Raw genomic sequence first — 17,190 nt, forward strand, 5'->3', positions numbered from 1 at the left:
GATGATCGTTTCATCCACGACCGATTTTCGCGAGGCGGCGCGGCGCAAGCTGCCGCGCTTCCTGTTCGACTATATCGACGGCGGCGCCTATGCCGAACGGACCCTGGGCCGCAACGTCTCGGATCTGGCCGACATCGCCCTGCGCCAGCGGGTGCTGAAGGACGTCTCGGCCGGCGATCCCTCGACCACCCTGTTCGGCGTCAAGCAAGCCCTGCCGGTCGCCCTGGCGCCGGTGGGTCTGACGGGCATGTACGCGCGGCGCGGCGAGTGCCAGGCCGCTCGGGCCGCCGCCAAGAAGGGTGTTCCGTTCTGCCTGTCGACGGTCTCGGTCTGCGATGTCGACGAGGTCAGCAAGGCGTCTTCCGCGCCGATCTGGTTCCAGCTCTATGTCTTGCGTGACCGCGCCTTCATGCGCGACCTGCTGATCCGGGCGCGAGAGGCCGGCGCCACGGCCCTGGTCTTCACGGTCGACATGCCCGTGCCCGGGGCCCGCTATCGCGACGCCCATTCGGGCATGAGTGGCCCGAACGCGGCGGCGCGGCGCATAGCCCAGGCGATGTTCAAGCCGTCCTGGGCCTGGGACGTCGGCGTGATGGGGCGTCCCCACACCCTGGGCAATGTCGCGCCGGTGCTGGGCGAGAACTCCGGGCTCGAGGACTTCATGGGCTGGCTGGGGGCCAACTTCGACCCGTCCATCCAGTGGAAGGACCTGGAGTGGATCCGCGACCTCTGGAAAGGCCCGCTGATCATCAAGGGCGTGCTTGATCCCGAGGACGCCAAGGCCGCCGCCGATATCGGCGCGGACGGCGTCGTGGTCTCCAACCATGGCGGCCGGCAGCTGGACGGGGTTCTGTCCAGCGCCCGCGCCTTGCCGGCGATCGCCGACGCGGTGGGCGACCGCCTGACCGTCCTGGCCGACAGCGGGGTTCGCTCGGGCCTCGACGTGGTTCGGATGCTGGCGCTGGGCGCTAAGGGCGTCCTGCTTGGGCGGGCCTTCGTCTACGCCCTGGCCGCGCGCGGCGAAGCGGGCGTCACCCAGCTGCTGGACCTGATCGAGAAGGAGATGCGCGTGGCCATGGCCCTGACGGGCGTGCGCGACGTCGCCAGCATCGACCGATCCATCCTGGCGGACCTGAAATCTTGATCGCCGCGCTGGTCGTGGCCGCCGCGCTCGGCGTTCCTCAATCGCCGCCGCCCAGGATCGTCATCGCCAGCGACTCCACGGCGGCCAACTATGGCGCCGAGCGGTATCCCCAGATGGGCTGGGGGATGGTGCTGAAGTGCTCGCTGGACGCGAGCGTCCAGGTCGTCAACCTGGCGCGCGGCGGCCGCTCGACCAAGACCTTCATCGAGGAGGGCCTCTGGGACCAGTTGGTCGCCCAGCTCCGCTCCGGCGACACGGTGCTGATCCAGTTCGGCCACAACGACGCCGACACCAAGAAGATGGAGCGCCACACCGATCCGAACGGCGCTTACGAGGTCAATCTCCGCCGTTTCGTGACCGAGGTCCGCGCGGCCAAGGCGACGCCGGTGCTGGTGACGCCGATCGCCCGCTGGATGTGGGAGAATGGCGAGCCCAAGGACGCCCATGGTCCTTACGCGGCGACCATCCGTCGGGTGGCCAAGGACCTCGAGGTTCCGCTCGTCGACTTGAACGGCGACATGATGGCGGCGCTGAAGGCGAGGGGGATGCTGGCCTCGCGCGGGCTCTATCTGTTCTACCAACCTTATGACCATGTCGGGCGCTACCCCGAGGGGATCAGCGATGACACCCACATCAACGAGGGGGGCGCTCGCCTCGCCGCGGCGCTGGTCGCCACGCGACTGGCGAGCCTGAAGCCGCCGATCTCGCGCCATGTCCGTCCGGCGTCGGTCGCCGGACAGCCGCGTCTGGGCGGCCCCAACTGTCCGGGAGACTGATCATGAAACGCCCACGCGCCTGTCTGGCCTTGGCGGCCATCGCGGCCGTTCTGACCGCCAGCCCCGTCATCGCCGCGCCGAAGCTCAAGCCCGCCGTCACCGGCGCGCCGCTGTCCACTTGGTCGACGGCCTGGTTCATCGCGCCGCTGCCGGCGGCGGCGGTCGCGCGGCCCAATGAGGCGCGGGCCTTCACCGACGCGACGGTCCGTCAGGTCGTCAGGCTCAATCTCGGCGGCGACGCCGTGCGCCTCAGGCTGACCAACGAACTGAGCGAACGGAGCCTGAAGGTCGGCGCGATGACCGTCGCGCTCGCGGACGCCGACGGAAAGCTCAAAGGCTCGCCCATTCCCGTCACTTTCGGCGGAAAGTCCGAGGCTTCGATGCCGCCTGGCGCGCCGCTGCTGAGCGATCCGATCGCTCTGCCGGTCAAGGCCATGGACCATCTGTCGGTCTCGACCTTCTATGTCGAGCCGACCGTTCCGGCTGGACACCGCCTGCGCTTGTTCGTCTCGCCGCCAGGCAACCACGCCGGCAAGCGCGAGGTCCCCGGCGAGCAAGCGCTGCGCGGCCCTGGCCTTGTTTCTGGCGTCGAGGTGCGGGGCGCCAGCCAAAGGCCCGTGATCGTGGCCATCGGCGACTCCATCACCGAGGGCGCGCGCTCGACGCCGGACGCCGACATGGGCTGGCCGGAACAGTTGGCGGCGCGGATCGCCGCGCGCGGTATCGATATCGGCGTGGCCAATGCCGGGATCAGCGGCGGCCGCGTGCTGCGCGAAGGCTCCGGCCCCAGCGCCCTGGCCCGCTTCGATCGCGACGTGCTGTCGATCCCGGGCCTATCGAGCGTGGTCTTGCTGGAAGGCATCAACGACATCGGCCGTCCCGCCCAGCCCGGCTACGCCAGCGAGGCGATCACCGCCGACGAGCTGATCGCCGGCTATCGCCAGCTGATCGCCCGAGCGCACGCGCGGGGCGTGAAGATCCATGGCGGGACGCTTTTGCCGTTCGAGGGCGCGATGTACTTCCACGCCGCCGGCGAGGCGACGCGCCAAGCCGTCAACGCCTGGATCCGGACCAGCGGCGAGTTCGATGGCGTCATCGACTTCGACGCGGCGATGAAGGACCCGGCCAAGCCGACGCGGATGCTGGAGGGCCTGCACAGCGGCGACTTCCTGCATCCGGGCGATGCGGGGTACGCGCGCATGGCCGAGGTCGCGGACCAGGCGCTGTTCGGCGCCCGATAGTCCAGCCCCGAGGTCGCGGCCCTCAGGGCCGCGCCTTGGCGATCTCGACGGCGTAGACCTGGTTGCCGCCGTGCATGTTCGAGCGGAACACCAGCCACTGGCCGTCCGGGGTGAAGTTGACGTTCGGCTCCAGGCGGTAGTCGTGGCCGCGCATGTCGACCAGGCGCTCGGAGTCGAGCACCCCAGGTCTGATCAGGTGCTCGGCGCCCGGCGCGTGGATGCCCGCGACGTCCGGAATGGCGCGGGGCTTCAGCAGCACGATCCATTTGCCGTCCGGCGCGTGGGCGACCATCTCGCTGTCGCCGCCGTCGCCGGCGAACAGCTTGCCGTCCGGCGATGAGTTGAAGTGCACGGACCAGTCGTTGCGCTGGACGTGCATCCAGGTGCGCTTGCCGGTGGCGACCTCGTAGCCGGCGACCCAGAAGTCCTCGCCGCGCGGGGTCTGCAGGTCGTACCAGACCGTCTTGCCGTCGGCGCTGAACCACTCGTGGCCCGCGATCTCCATGTTCATCGTCCGGGTGTGGATCTTCACCGGCTTATTGCCCGGGTCATTGGGGGCCTTGTCGGTCCGCACCAGCCAAAGCCGGTCGACCTTGTGCCACGGACCTTCGTGGCAGAACATCAGGAGTCCCGGATCGGTGGGCGAGAACTGCAGGTGGTTCAGCCAGTCGGTGGCTTGGTGGACGACCTTGCGTTCGCCGGTGACCGTGTTGATCGTGAAGATCTCCATCGGGATGCGGCTGTCCAGGCGCGCGTTCAGCTGCACCTCGCGGCCCTCGGCGTAGGACAGCTCCTTGCCGTCGGCGCTTTTGACGTCGTCGGGGTTCTTGGGCAGGGCGTCGGCCAGGTTCGGCGGGATCGGCGTGTCCGTGCGCACCGCGACGCCGGCCAGCAGGGTCTCGTCGGCGTTCAGGGTCTGCAAGCCGCCGCGATCCATCTTGGCGACCTCGCGCGTGGCCTTGGTGTAAGGATCGGTCGCCATGATCACCTTGGGCCCCATGGGATCGGCGGACAGCGCCTTCTCGTAATAGACCGCGCCGGTCTTGCGGCCGACGAAGAGCAGCTTGACCTTGCCCTCGACGATCCTGGTCAGGGCCCGCGTCTTCAGGTCCATGGCCGTGATGCCGGTCGGGGTCGAGAAGACCAGGCGATCGCCCTTTGGCGTATAGCCGTTGTAGTTGAAGTACAGGCTGGAGCTGCCGGCCTCGCGCGACAGACGCACGACCCGGTGGCCGGTGGCCTTGTCGACCCACTCCAGCGGCGGTTCCGGCTCGCCAGGCTTGGCCAGGGTTTGCATGTCTTGAGCGTGCGCCAAGCCCGACAAGAGCAGGGCGGCCGCGCCGCCAATCAGAAACGACTTCATTGTGAGGCCTTGCGTGTGACGATGGAGGCCGGCTTGGGCGTCTTCATGCCCGCGCCGAGATGGAAGCTGGTGTGCGGCGGCTGGTTGTAGGCGGTGTTCTGCCAGGCGATCGAGACGCGGTACTGCGGATCATGCATCAGCGTCACCAGCCGGCGCTCGGTCGGATAGGGCGTCGCGTAGATTCGCAGGGACCGGTTGTCCTCGGCGCGCCAGATCACTTCCTCGCGCCAGTCGCCCAGGATATCAGCCGACAGCGTTGGCGTGGCTTTCGTGCCGTTGTTCGAGGTCACGCCCTCGGCGGTCAGCAGCGGCGTGGCCTGGCCGGTCTTCCAGTCCCACTTGCTGATCTGGTTCTTGTCGAGCAACTCGCGCAGCTCGTCGCCGTCCCACCAGATCGCGAAGTTGGTCTGGCGTGGATGCTTCACGCCCTCGATGACCTTGCCCTGGGCGGTGTGGAGCGCCTCCTGGTTCGAGCCCCAGGCCTCGGCGCCGGGGAAGCGCGGATCGATATCGGCGGCGAGGCCTCGGCCGGTGTCCTTATCCGTCGGCGTGCTCCACAGGACCTCGCCGGTCTTGGCGTCCAGCATGGCCGCGCCGATCCCGCCGTTCGCCTTCGGGCTTTCGTGCACGCCGAATTTCTCGAGCCCCGGATGGGCGGGGTCCAGGTCGCCGACGTGCATCGCGTCGCCATGGAACAGGCGAGCGCTCCATAGCCCCTTGCCATCGTCGTCGATCGCCATCGCGCCGTAGAGGATCTCGTCCCGGCCGTCGCCGTCGACGTCGGCGACGCCGAGCTGATGGTTGCCTTGGCCGCCGAACACTTCGTTGCCGGGCGCGGCGCTGTCGAACAGCCAGCGCTGCGTCAGCTCGCCGTCGCGATAGTCCCAGGCGGCGATGGTCGAGCGGCCGTAGTAGCCGCGGGCCATGATGATGCTGGGCCGCTGGCCATCCAGATACGCCGTGCCCGCCAGGAAGCGATCCGAGCGGTTGCCATAGCCGTCGCCCCAGACTTCCGTCATCTGCTCGACGCTAGGCGCGTCCGTGCGCGGGTCGCGGGGGGGCGAGTAGGGGGCGCTGGCGAGCGCCTTGCCCGTCGCGCCCTCGAAGACGGTCAGGAATTCGGGGCCCCTGAGAATGCGGCCTTGGACCTTGGCGACCTTGGTCCCGTCCGGTTGGATGAAGGCGCCGGTGCGGTCCGCCTGGGGCCGCTCGCCGCCGGCCTCGCGCCAGTCGGCGTTTGGATCGCCCAACACCTTGCCGGTCCCGTCGACCGCCCCGTCGCTGGCCCGGACGGCGATCTCGGCCTTGCCGTCGCCGTCGTAGTCATAGACCTGGAACTGGGTGTAGTGCGCGCCGGCGCGGATGTAGCGGCCCAGGTCGATGCGCCACAGCCGCTTGCCCTCCAGCGTTAAGGCGTCGAGATAGACGTTTCCCGTGTAGCCGCCGAAGGCGTTGTCCTTCGAGTTGGTCGGGTCCCACTTCAGAACGATCTCGTAGCGTCCGTCGCCGTCCAGGTCGCCGACGCTGGCGTCATTGGCGGTGTAGGAATAGGCCTCGCCGGTCGGCGTGACGCCCGCCGGCGGAGGCTCGATCGGGACCGAGAGATAGCCTTCCGCCCAGACCTTGGCGGGCGCGCTGGCGGGGCCTTCCTTGCCCTTGTGAACCGCGCGGACCGTGTAGGTTCCATCGCCGGGCGTGTTGTCGATGAAGTTCGCGCCACCCGTCAGGGGCTTGGCGTTCAGCTTTCGCCCGTCGCGATAGACATTGAACGCCGTGTTCGTGGGATCGTCGCCCAGCAGGCGCCAGCTCACGAGGACGCCTCCGTCGACGGCCGGAGCGGCGACGACGCCGCGATCCAGCGATTCCATCCAGCGCGGCTCGGCTCGCGCCACGCTGGCGTCGCAGACTAGGGCCAGGCCGCAGACGCCCGCCCAGAGCTGCTTTCTCCCGCGGAGAACCATCCGCATGGGACCTCCCTTAAGCTCTACGCCGGCCCTGGGCCGCCCTGGAAGGCGGCTTCTGATCAGTCGTTTCGGCTGTGTTGGACCATCGCCGGTTACACCACGAAACCCTTGTTATGTCTTCCCATAAATTGCGTTGACATCTCAACATATGGCACTTACCCATTTATCCCAAGAATGAGCCGTTGTGTGAGCCAGCTGAAGCTCGCCGCGTGACGGCCGATCGAGACCCCCGGGGGACGAGGGTTTCGGGGTTAAGAGGGAGGGACACCATGCACTTCACCATGGCGCGTCGTCGCGCGGCCGCCGCTACGGCTTCGATTCTAGCGCTGAGCGCCGGACTGGCTCTGACCGATCAGGTTCAAGCCCAGACCGCGCCCGCCACGGCCGACGGCAACGCCGAGATCAACGACACGAATACCGTCGAGGTGATCGTGGTTGGCGCCCGAGCCTCGCAGCAGTCCTCGATCCAGCGCAAGAAGCGCAGCAAGACCGCGCAGGACTCCATCGTCGCCGACGACGTCGGCTCGTTCCCGGACAGCAACGTCAACGAAGCCATGTCGCGCATCGCCGGCGTCGCCATCGAACGGAACGGCTTCGGCGAGGGCGATGGCGTCGTCATTCGCGGCAATGGCGCGGACCTGACCCGCGTCGAGATGGACGGCATGGGTGTCGCCGCCTCTGGCTTCAGCCTCGCCGCGGGCGGCGGCGATGGCCGTTCGTCCGACATGCGCGAACTGCCGGCGGAGATGATCAAGAGCCTCGACGTCATCAAGGGCCAGACCGCCGACATGACGCCGGGCGGTCTGGGCGCGACCGTCCAGATCCAGACCCGCACCGGTCTAGACTTCAAGAAGCCGTTCCTGTCGCTGCGCGGCGCGGCCGCTGGTAACACTCTGTCCAAGAAGGCTTCGCCCGAGATTGGCTTCGTCGGCACGCGCAAGTTCTTCGACGACCGCCTGGGCGTGATCGTCAATCTGAACTCGACCAAGCGCTACAACGACAGCCACGCCCTGAACAACGGCGGGTCCAACAACCTGCAGGGCTACACGCGCTTCGCGGACTTCGACAATTCGCCGGACAAGACCTGGAGCTACAACCCCGCCGCCACCGGCGGTCCGGACGCGAGCACACCGATCGGCTCCTGGGCGCTGGCGGGCGGCGGCGGAAACTTCAATGCGCCGACCCCGCTGGAGGTGGTGACAAAGTCGGCGAACGCCAAGAGCAAGGCCGACTGTCTCGCGGCGTTCCCGCTGCTCACCGACGCGCAGCTCAACACCATCTCGGCGGGCAGCAACAACGCCAACCGCCAAGCCGCGCAGGCGGCGATCATCAACTCGCAGATCAGCTGTCTCAACCAGTGGAACGACTACACGCCCAATCTGGTCCGGGACCAGAACTGGTCGCAGTATGAAAATCGTCTCGCCTGGGACATGCGCCTCGACTATCGCGTCAGCGACAACCTGACGGTCTTCGCCAAGTATCAGGTGACCAATCGCAGGCAGGATGAGAACAACCGCCAGCGCACGCGGGGCGGCATCACCTCTCTAGGCGTGGCCACCGTGGGCTCGGTCACTTCACCCTTGCTCACCAACAACTTCTACTCGGCGGGGACGCCCAACCCGCTCGCCGCCGTGCCGAACTCGGGCTACTACATCTACGGCCCTGGCTTCCCGACCGGCGTGACGACGATCGACACGACGCCTGGCTCGGTGGTGACCAACAACTCATTCCCGACCTACGGCGTCGCCGCCAACGTCATTCCGGGTTCGGTCAAGGTCGACGAGGCCCACCACCTGACCTCGTTCGACATCACCAACGCCGCGGTGAGCATCGACCACATCGAGAACACCCAGGACTGGAAGACGAACTACCTCACCTACGGCGCCGACTACGACAACGGTCCGCTGAAGGTCGAATTCCGCGGCGGCCGCACCGAGTCGGACTATTCGCGCTACGACCGTCGCCTGTCGCGCAGCTACATCTACGGCAACGCGACCATGCGCGTGCTGGAAAACGGGATCTGGACCATCGACACGCCGGCCTCGTACGACGAGACCAACATGGCCAACTTCGTACAGATGCTGGCCCCGACAGCCGCTGGTCAGCCCAGGTACAGCACCGCCTATCGCCTGCAGTGGAACCCCCGGCTCGTCGAGAGCGGCGAGGACCAGTACAAGCTCGACGTCAGCTATCTGGTCGATGACAAGCTGCCGTTCTTCACGCGCTTCAAGGTCGGCGGCTTCTATCGCGAGGCCACCACCAACTCCTGGGGCGCGGGCGGCTATTCGCCCACGGCGGGGGTCTTCGTGCCGACGATGGCCCTGCGCAGCGACGTCCGCGCGTGCGAGAACGTCGCCAGCACCACGGCCACCAACGCTTGCGTCTACGGCTATGCTCCGAACCCGACCACGGGCAGCAATTTCCTCTACGGCGTCGAGACCCTGCCGCGCGATCAGCTGATCTCGATCTTCCAGAGCAGCCTTCAGGACAACTCCGGCCCCTTCATGAAGGGGTACGAGGGCACCAAGGGCCTGAAGGTGTGGGACAGCATCAATGTTCCCGCGGCCTTCAGCCAGCTGGCGGCCGCCCAGAACTACAACTTCGACTGCGTGAAGTCCTGCAAGGGCAGCGACGGCAAGGTCTATGACCAGCCCGTCAACAAGGCGCTCGAGAAGTACTATTCTTGGTACTGGATGGCCGAGTTCGAGCAGCAGTTGCCCTTCGACATGGAGCTGAATGGCAACCTTGGCATGCGGATGCTGAAGACCGAGGTTTCCGGCTCGGGCTATGTCGGCCTGTCAGCCACGCTCAAGACGCCGCAGTTCAATCCGAATGATCCGACGAACGCGAACGGCGTCACGACCACCACGATCACCAAGCCGGTTTCGCTGAACCGCGAGTACACCTCGTGGATGCCGGCCTACAACGCCGCGCTGTGGATGATCCCGGACAAGGTGGTGCTGCGCTATTCGTGGGCCAAGACCATCGCCCCGCCGCCGCTGAACCGCCTCTTCCCGGCGGGGACCTGCACCTATGACGAACGTCGTGACGGCGTCGCCGACGCGGACGGCTCCGAGCAGGACATGACCTGCACGCGGGTCGGCAATCCCGACCTGAAGCCCTACACGGCGACCAAGAACAACACGAGCCTGGAGTGGTACCCGAACCGCGACACCTCGTTCAGCATCGCCTACTACCGGCAGAAGGTCCGGATCGGCGCGCCGGTCGAGGTTCCAGTGAAGAACCTGGCTCTGTTCACCGGCGTGGACGAGGTGATCCCCGGTACGAACAAGAAGTTCTCCGACTATGAGTTTGGCCTGAACACCTACCTGAATGGTCCGGGCTATGTTCAGAGCGGCTGGGAGTTCGTGGCGCGGACGGCCTTCACGCGCTTGCCGTGGATGCTCAGGCACACGGGCGTGGACTTCAACGTCTCGACGACCAAGTCTGGCGGCGCGGCGGCCTATATCGACCCGTTGACGGCGGAGTCGCTGGATCCGGCCGGCCAGTCGAAGTACTTCGCCAACCTGGTGTTCTGGTACGACGACGGCGTGACCAAGGCGCGTATCGCCTATCAGACCCGCGATCGCACGTTGCTTTGCATCTCGCCGTGCAACAACACCGCGTCTTCGCCAGTCGCCAATTCGCCCAACACCAACGTCGGCAACTTCGTGCGCTTCCCCTACAACCCGGGCGAGCCGGTCTATTCGGAGAAGTATGAGTACCTGGACGCCAAGATTTCGCGGCAGGTCAATCCGAACCTGGAGCTCTATGTGGAAGGCCGCAACCTGCTGAACGCGGCGCGCCTGACCGTGGGCTCGGATCGGGCTGGCTTCGCGGGTCGCAAGAACCCCTGGTCGGTCCAGTTCGGCGGCGCTCGCCTCGCGGTGGGCTTCGTCTACAAGAACTAGGCGCGTCCGACGCCCGAGTTGGAAAAGCCGGCCGAGGCCCCGCCTCGCGCCGGCTTTCTTCCTTGGAGGCGCTGTTACCGAACCAATCGGAAGACCGCGAAGTCTCGGATGCGCAGATGGCTCTGGGTGGTCCGCAGGCCGAACCAACCGCGCGCGTAGGGCGCGGGGTCATCCAGATCGAATAGTCGCCGCCCATCGTTCCAGTATTCGACGCGAGACCCGTCGGCGATCAGGCGCACGGACGTCCAGCGATTGGGCGTCAGCATCTCGTCTGGCGAGGCGTGATCGTGCCTGGGCAGCAGCGGACGCTCGCCTGGCCGGCCGACATAGCGGCGGAAGCGGGTGCTCGTGTTCCCGTTGCCGCCCTGGCCCACATAGTAGGTCTCCAGCGTGTCGTACTCGGCGAAGGCGCCGCCGCGCGGATGCTCCAGCGGCGAGCCGCCGCCGACCTCGCGCGCCATCCAGAAGGCGTTCAGGTCGCTGACCCGATCATAGGGCCCGCCCGCCGATACGGCTTGCGCCTGGTAGGCGATGGCCACGGGACCGATCAGCTCCGGCTTGAACCATGCGGTCAGGCCGGCCGGCGTGACGATATCCAGCACGCCGTCCCGCGCCACGACCGTCGCGGGCTTTTCCGCCTCGATCGCCCAATGATCCAGGCCCGCGCGGAAGTCGTCGGTGAATAGGCGCTGCTCGCGGGTGTAGGGCTTCTGGTCCGCGAACGGGGTCGCGGCGAAGCCGGTCAGAAGGGCGCGGCGGTCGAGCATCATCCAGTCTCCGTCTCGCGGACGTTTTCGAACAGGCGCTCGGGGCGCGGGTCCGGCGCCATGGTCTCGATGGACAGGTTCTCGATCGTCAGCCCGTCCACGTGCCGCGCCCAGAGGCCGTGGGCCGGGGAGGGGCCGAACATGCTGGGTTCCGGATAGGCCTCGGGCAGATCGCCAGGTCGCCGCTCGGCCCAGGCCGGTGAGCCACCGCCCCGATAGGCCAGGCGAATGTTCGACAGCGTCACGTCGGTGATCGGCGAGTCCGGCAGACCGGCGATCGTGGCGGCGTAGTCGGGCAGGATATCGGTCGCCTCGATGTCGCGCAGGACGATGTCGCGCATCGCGCCCAGGGGCGCGCCTTCCGGTCCCCGCCGCCGGTCGCCCACGCGCAGGAAGATCGGCGCGGTGGTGACCTCCCGCATCACCAGGCGCTCGGCCAGGACATTCTCCATCGTCCCCCCGTCGACGACCTCCAGCGCGAGGCCTCGCGACCGCGTGAAGCGGCAGTCGCGGATGACGATGTCGCGGAAGCCGCCGTTGGACTCCGTGCCCAGCTTGATCCTGCCCGTGACGCGATCCTGGTCGGGCGCGAGCTGCTGGGTCCGGCCGAAGGTCTCGTCCAGCATTGTTCCCAGATCGAAGCCGCTGACCGCGCAACGCTCGATGGTCACCCGTTCGGTCGTGACGAGTTCGCCCAGGGCGAGGGAACTTTTCAGCACGATGGCGTCGTCGTTTGGCGTATTGACCCGACAGCCCGAGACCAACACGTCGCGGCAGGCGTCGATGTCGAGGCCGTCGCGATTGGTGTCGATGACGAGGTTGCGGAGGATCAGGTCCTCGCAGCCCGTGGCCAGTACCGCGAAATGGCCGCCTCGGACGATGGTCACGCCCTCGATGCGGGCCCGTTTCACCCGCTTGAGGGCGATGGCCTTGTTGCCCAGGCCGGTCATGGCCTCGATCGCCGGCGAGAGCTCGGCCATGGCCTCGGCCGAAAGGCCCGCCATGCTGACCGGGAATTCGCCGGCCTGGCGCGACCAGCGCGAGCCGGGGCCTTCGCGCGTCAGGCCGGCGCCGTCGATGCGGCCCGGACCCAGGATCGCCACGTCCTCCAGGTCCTCGCCCCAGATCAGGCTGTTGCGCCAATGGCTGTGGCCGAAGTCTTGCCAAAGATCGTGCGGATTAGGCTCGGCTGGATCATAGGCTCCGCCGTGGATCGCGGGATCGGCCGCCTCCAGCACGCAGCCCTCTTCCAGACGCAGGGTGACCCCGCTGAGCAGCCGGATCGAGAACGACAGATGACGGCCCGCCGGCAGCACGACCTCGCCGCCGCCCCGGGCATGGGCGTGGACGATCGCGGCGTTGATCGCCTCGGTCGCCAGGGCGGACCCGCGCGTCGTCACCCGTAGAGGCCGTGTCGTCGGAAGAAGACGTCCAGCGCCAGCATGCTCGGGGCGATTTGGCCATCGGACCCTTTCAGGCCAAAGCCGTGCCCGCCGACCTCCTGCAGGTGCATCTCGACCGGGATCTTCCTGGCGCGCAGAGCCTGCCACATCAGCACGCTGTTCTCGACCGGCACGACCTTGTCGTCGGCGGCCGCGGCGATGAAGGTCGGGGGCGCGTCGACCGGCACATGCCGCTCGGCCGAGATGGCCAGGCGCTGGGCCTCGGTGGGGTTCGCGCCCACGAGCTGCTTCAGGGACTGGCCGTGGGCGTAGGGCGCCGTGCCCGTGATCACCGGATAAAACAGGCCCGCCGCGAAGGGACGCGTGGACTGCTTGTCGGCGTCGTCGACGGCCGCATAGGTGTCGCGGCCGTACTGGGTCGCCAGGCGCGCGGCGACGTGGCCGCCGGCCGAGAAGCCGATCACCGCGACCTTGGCGGGATCGACGCCAAGGGACGGAGCGCGGGCGCGGATCAGGCGGATGGCGCGCTGGGCGTCCTGCAAGGCCACGTCTGGACCAGCGGCCCAGCCGTCGGCGGGCAGGCGATAGTCCATGACGAAGGCGGTGATCCCCAGGCTGGCGAGCCACGCGTCGATCGGTCCGCCGTTCTTGCCCACGGCCACGCGTACATAGCCGCCGCCGGGGATCATCAGCACCGCCGCGCCGTTCGGCTTGGCGGGGCGACGCATCGTCAGCCAGGGCTTGGTTACGTTCAGGAACGCGGTGTCGTTCGGATCGCCGCCGGGCGTGCGCGGGATCACCCGCTCGGTGACCGTGACCTTTTCGCCGCCCGGAGGGGCTCCCGGCCAGAGGTCGACGGTCTCGATGGACGAGGGGGCGTCCTGGGCGCGGGCGAGGGCGGGCAGAGCCGCCAGGCCAGCGGCGAGGCCAAGCAGGGCGCGGCGGTCGGTGTCAGTTGCCACGAGGCGCTTCCTGGCTGGCGGCCGCGCTGGGCGGCAAGGCGAAGGTGTCGGGGAGGGGCGGGCGCGCCGGATCGAACGGCGCCAGGTCTGCCGACAGATGCGCGGCCAGGGCGGGGACGTTCGCGCGGAGCCCCTCGACCACGCAACGCGCCAGTTGATAGGCGCCGTAGTTGTTGTGATGGGTCAGGTCCTTGCCGCCGTCGTTGAAGGCTTTCCAGGCCTCCCTTGGCCCGAGCGCCTCGTAGAAGACGGCGCTCATGGCGTGCAAGTCGATCAAGGGCGCGTTCAGCTCACGCGCGGTCTCGCGCATGGCGTTCGGATAGTCGCCCAGCGTGTCGACCACCTTGCCGGCCGCGTCGAAGCGGTGGCGATGCATGGAGGTGACGAACACCGGGCTGGCGTCGCGTCGCCGGGCCTCGGCGGCGTAGACCCGCAGATAGTCGCGATAGGTGGTGGCGGCCTCGGCGTAGGATTGCGGCCACTGGGTCTTCTGGTCGTTGTGGCCGAACTGGATCAGCAGCCAGTCCCCAGGCTTGATCTGGGCGAGGAGCTTGTCGAGGCGTCGCTCGATCAGGAACGACTTCAACGTCTCGCCGGACTCGGCGTGGTTGGCGACCGAGAGCTCGGGCTTGAAGAAGCGGGGCAGCATCTGGCCCCAGCCCGCGGCGGGCTCGAACCGCTGGTCGGTCACGGTGGAGTCGCCGGCCAGGAACACGGTCGGAACCGTGACGGGCTCGATGCGCGCCCGGCGGACGGCGGCGGTCGGACCGCTGAACTCCAGGGTCAGCTTGTCGTCCCAGTCAAAGCTGCCTTCCTCGCGCGCATTGAGCAGCACGTGGGTTCCGCCGGGCGCGTTGGGCGGCGGCGGGGCGAGGTCGGGACGGCGGACATTGACGATGAGGGTCCGGGTCTCGGTCTTGCCGGCGGCGACGCCCACGCTCTCCAGCATCAGCCGTCGAGCCTCCGCCTTCACGGTCGTCTCGCTGGCTTGATCGCCGCCCAGGTCCAGGGTGACACGGTAGTCGCCCTCTGGAACCTTCACGGAGAACAACCGTCCGGGACCGGGCTCCCATCCATGGCCCGCGCGCGGGTCGTAGGGTTTGTCGTGGGTCTCGAAATCAAAGGTCCACACGGACGCGGCCTCCCTGGCGAGCGCGATGCTGGGCGCGAGCGCGAGGCTCGTCAGCAGGGTACGCCGATCCAGGATCATGCCGCCTCCCTCGCGCGCGGACTCCGTCCTTTTTGGTAACGGCGCGGGGGTCTGGATTCAATGCCAAAATACAGGACTTTGTCCTGATATATGGGAGTTACTCGGCGGCGGTGGCCGTGGCGGGGGTCTCGCGAATGAGGGACGGAGCCTCTGGACGTGTCGCCCGCCACAGGACCAGGCCCAAGGCTCCCAGGGTGAGCTCGCGCAGACGCCGCAGCAGCGAGAGCGCCAGCGCCTGGTCGGGCGACAGACCCAACGCGCCGCCCAGCAGCAGATAGCCGCCTTCCTGCACGCCAAGGGCGCCGGGGATGGCGAAGCCGACGACCTTGGCCGTCTGGGCCAGACCCTCGACGATCAGGGCCTGAACAAGGGTGGGATGCAGGCCCAGGGCCCACATGGCGACATAGGTCTCGAACGCGCCCGCCAGCCAAGCGGCCATATGCCAGGCCCAGGACGCGCCGATCTCCTTCCGACGCGCGCCGATATCGCGGAAGGCGTCGCCCAGCGCGCCGACGCGGCTGGGGATCGCGGTCCAGCGTTGCGAGAACTGACCTATGCGCCGACCGACGCCGGCCTTGTGGGCGATGAACAAGGATCCCGCGATCAGGGCGACCACGCCGACCACGGCCAGGCCAGCCTGCGCCAGAAGCGGATCGCGCAGGGTGGCCATGGCGAGCGCCAGGCTGGTTAGCACGAACAGCACCAAGCCGACCGTCCCAGCCAGAACATCGACGACACAGCTGGCGGTGCTCTCCGCCAGGCTCAAGCCTTTGCGAACGGCCAGCTTGGCCCGGACCACCTCCCCGCCGACCTGGGCGACCGGCAGCAGGGCGTTGACCGCCTCCTTGATCAGCCGCAGGCGGAACAGAAAGGGCAGGGACGGACGGCGGTCGGGCGGCAGCAGAACCTGCCAGCCTATGGTGGCGAGGAAGGTCACCGGCAGGTGCGCGACGATGACCAGGACGGCTTGCCAACCGACCTCGGCCACGATCTGCCGCACCGCTCCGGCGCCGTGCGTGGCGAGCAAAAGCGCCAACAGGGCGACGCCCGCCGTGAGCAGCCAGCCTCTCACGGCTCCGGCGCGCTTACCGCTCTTGTCGGTCATGCGGCCGAGCGGGCGCGAGCGGCCGGAGCCGCTCCGAGTTCGCGATAGACGTCCAGCACCTCCGAACAGATCGCGCCCCAGTCGTAGGCCGCGCTGGAAGCGCGGGCCGCGCGACCGATCCGCAAACGACGCAGGGGCTCGGAGACCAGGCCGCGAATAGCGCTCGCGTAGCTTTCGGCGTCGGCGCGCGGCGCCAGGACGCCGTCTTGGCCGTCGGTGATCAGGGCGCTGGTGCTGGGCGCGCGAGGGCACAACACCACCAGCCCCGCAGCCATGCCTTCCAGGCTGGCGTTGCCGAAGGCCTCGGTCAGGCTGGGGTTGAACAGGATGTCGGCGCTGGAGACGGCGCGGCCCAGGGCGTCGCCGTCCAGGTGGCCGGTGAAGATCGCGTCCGAGGCCCGCGCATGCAGGAAAGGCCGAGCCGGGCCGTCGCCGATGATGAGGGGGCGGATCGGTTGACCCTTCAGCCGGGTCAGGGTCTCGGCCAGCACGTCGAGGCCCTTCTCCATGACCAGACGGCCCAGGAAGGCGACGACGATCTCGTGGTCGGCGATCCCCAGCGAGCGCCGCCAGGCCATATCCTTGCGCTCGGGCGAGAAGCGGTTCCGATCAACGCCGCGCCCCCAGACCCGCACCCGCTCGCCCAGCCCCTGTTCGCGCAGCAAGTCGGCGATCGGCGCGTTGGGCGCCAGTACACGGTCGCAGCCCCGATAGAAGCGGTCCAGATAGCGTTCGGCGCTGGGCCGCAGCCACTCCAGGCCGTAGTAGGATAGGTAGGTCTCGAAGCGCGTGTGCAGGCTGGCTACCACCGGCAAGCCCATGCCGCGCCCCCACTTGCCGGCCTGAGCGCCGAGAAGATCGGGCGCCGAGAGATGAACCAGGGTCGGTTGGAACGCGGCCAGGTCGGCCTTGAGTCCGGGCGTCAGGCCCAAGGCTAGTCGATACTCGCCACGTCCTGGGATCGCGACGGACGGCGCCGAAACCAGCTCGCCGGCGGGCTCGAAGGCCGGGGTGTCCGTGGTCGGGGAATAGACGCGGACCGTCGCGCCGGCCTCGATCAGATAGGCCGCGAGGCGATTGAGCGCCTGGTTCGAGCCGTCTCGCGTGTAGTTGTAATTACCGGAGAAAAGGGCGAGGCGCAGGCCTTCGGCGGGCTTTTCCTCAGCGGGCTGACGAATGGTTCTTTCCGCGCGCTGCACAACGCCTCCTGGTCTTAAGTCCGAGGCCCCCACCCGATTATGACAATGGCCATATGGTGGAATGGTTCAGGTTCCGGAAGGGGAGGCCCGTCGATCCTCCACACAATCTTCAGGTCAAGCTGAACCGAAGCTGAACCATGGGGTG

The 17,190-nt window shown here is 68.0% G+C and carries 12 protein-coding genes; 4 read left to right on the forward strand and 8 right to left on the reverse strand.

Going from position 1 to position 17,190, the window contains the following annotated elements; all coding sequences use genetic code 11:
* Position 1 precedes the first annotated feature (1 nt).
* From lldD to J2728_RS06875, 3 genes are read left to right on the forward strand one after another with little or no spacing between them, the layout of a single operon-like run.
* Positions 2–1,144: an FMN-dependent L-lactate dehydrogenase LldD gene (lldD, locus tag J2728_RS06865; protein WP_309997765.1), complete on the forward strand. Its 1,143-nt coding sequence runs from the start codon at positions 2–4 to the stop codon at positions 1,142–1,144.
* Positions 1,141–1,920 (forward strand): rhamnogalacturonan acetylesterase, encoded by a 780-nt coding sequence (locus tag J2728_RS06870; RefSeq protein WP_309997767.1) that lies wholly within the window; start codon positions 1,141–1,143, stop codon positions 1,918–1,920. The genes lldD and J2728_RS06870 overlap by 4 nt, the downstream gene beginning before the upstream one ends.
* A gap of 2 nt (positions 1,921–1,922) precedes the next feature.
* Entirely contained in the window at positions 1,923–3,161 is a 1,239-nt protein-coding gene (locus J2728_RS06875) for an SGNH/GDSL hydrolase family protein (protein ID WP_309997768.1), read from the forward strand.
* Between the two features lie 22 nt (positions 3,162–3,183).
* Here J2728_RS06875 and J2728_RS06880 read toward each other — a convergent pair whose 3' ends face one another.
* Both J2728_RS06880 and J2728_RS06885 read right to left on the reverse strand, forming a co-directional pair.
* On the reverse strand, positions 3,184–4,524 hold the full coding sequence (locus J2728_RS06880) for an oligogalacturonate lyase family protein (protein WP_309997769.1): 1,341 nt from the start codon (positions 4,522–4,524) through the stop codon (positions 3,184–3,186).
* A complete protein-coding gene (locus J2728_RS06885) occupies positions 4,521–6,491 on the reverse strand; it encodes a rhamnogalacturonan lyase (protein WP_309997771.1) in 1,971 nt (656 codons plus the stop codon). The genes J2728_RS06880 and J2728_RS06885 overlap by 4 nt, the downstream gene beginning before the upstream one ends.
* A 266-nt stretch (positions 6,492–6,757) precedes the next feature.
* On the opposite strand from J2728_RS06885, the gene J2728_RS06890 reads away from it, so the two are divergent.
* Positions 6,758–10,399, forward strand: a complete 3,642-nt coding sequence (locus J2728_RS06890; protein ID WP_309997772.1) for a TonB-dependent receptor — start codon at positions 6,758–6,760, stop codon at positions 10,397–10,399.
* Between the two features lie 74 nt (positions 10,400–10,473).
* Here J2728_RS06890 and J2728_RS06895 read toward each other — a convergent pair whose 3' ends face one another.
* The 6 genes from J2728_RS06895 to J2728_RS06920 form a co-directional block, all read right to left on the reverse strand.
* Complete coding sequence (locus J2728_RS06895; RefSeq protein ID WP_309997774.1) at positions 10,474–11,169, reverse strand: DUF6250 domain-containing protein; 696 nt, start codon at positions 11,167–11,169, stop codon at positions 10,474–10,476.
* Entirely contained in the window at positions 11,166–12,566 is a 1,401-nt protein-coding gene (locus tag J2728_RS06900; RefSeq protein WP_309997775.1) for a rhamnogalacturonidase, read from the reverse strand. The genes J2728_RS06895 and J2728_RS06900 overlap by 4 nt, the downstream gene beginning before the upstream one ends.
* A complete protein-coding gene (locus J2728_RS06905; protein WP_309997777.1) occupies positions 12,563–13,531 on the reverse strand; it encodes an alpha/beta hydrolase in 969 nt (322 codons plus the stop codon). The genes J2728_RS06900 and J2728_RS06905 overlap by 4 nt, the downstream gene beginning before the upstream one ends.
* On the reverse strand, positions 13,521–14,741 hold the full coding sequence (locus J2728_RS06910; protein ID WP_309997779.1) for a rhamnogalacturonan acetylesterase: 1,221 nt from the start codon (positions 14,739–14,741) through the stop codon (positions 13,521–13,523). Before J2728_RS06910 ends, J2728_RS06905 begins: the two co-directional genes overlap by 11 nt.
* Positions 14,742–14,838: 97 nt before the next feature.
* The gene (locus tag J2728_RS06915; protein WP_309997781.1) at positions 14,839–15,846 is read right to left on the reverse strand and encodes a flippase-like domain-containing protein; all 1,008 of its coding nucleotides are present in this window, start codon (positions 15,844–15,846) and stop codon (positions 14,839–14,841) included.
* Complete coding sequence (locus tag J2728_RS06920) at positions 15,843–17,045, reverse strand: glycosyltransferase family 4 protein (protein WP_309997783.1); 1,203 nt, start codon at positions 17,043–17,045, stop codon at positions 15,843–15,845. Before J2728_RS06920 ends, J2728_RS06915 begins: the two co-directional genes overlap by 4 nt.
* Positions 17,046–17,190 lie beyond the last annotated feature (145 nt).

The sequence above is a fragment of the Caulobacter segnis genome, from assembly GCF_031454995.1.
In the GTDB taxonomy this organism is placed as follows: Bacteria; Pseudomonadota; Alphaproteobacteria; order Caulobacterales; family Caulobacteraceae; genus Caulobacter; species Caulobacter segnis_E.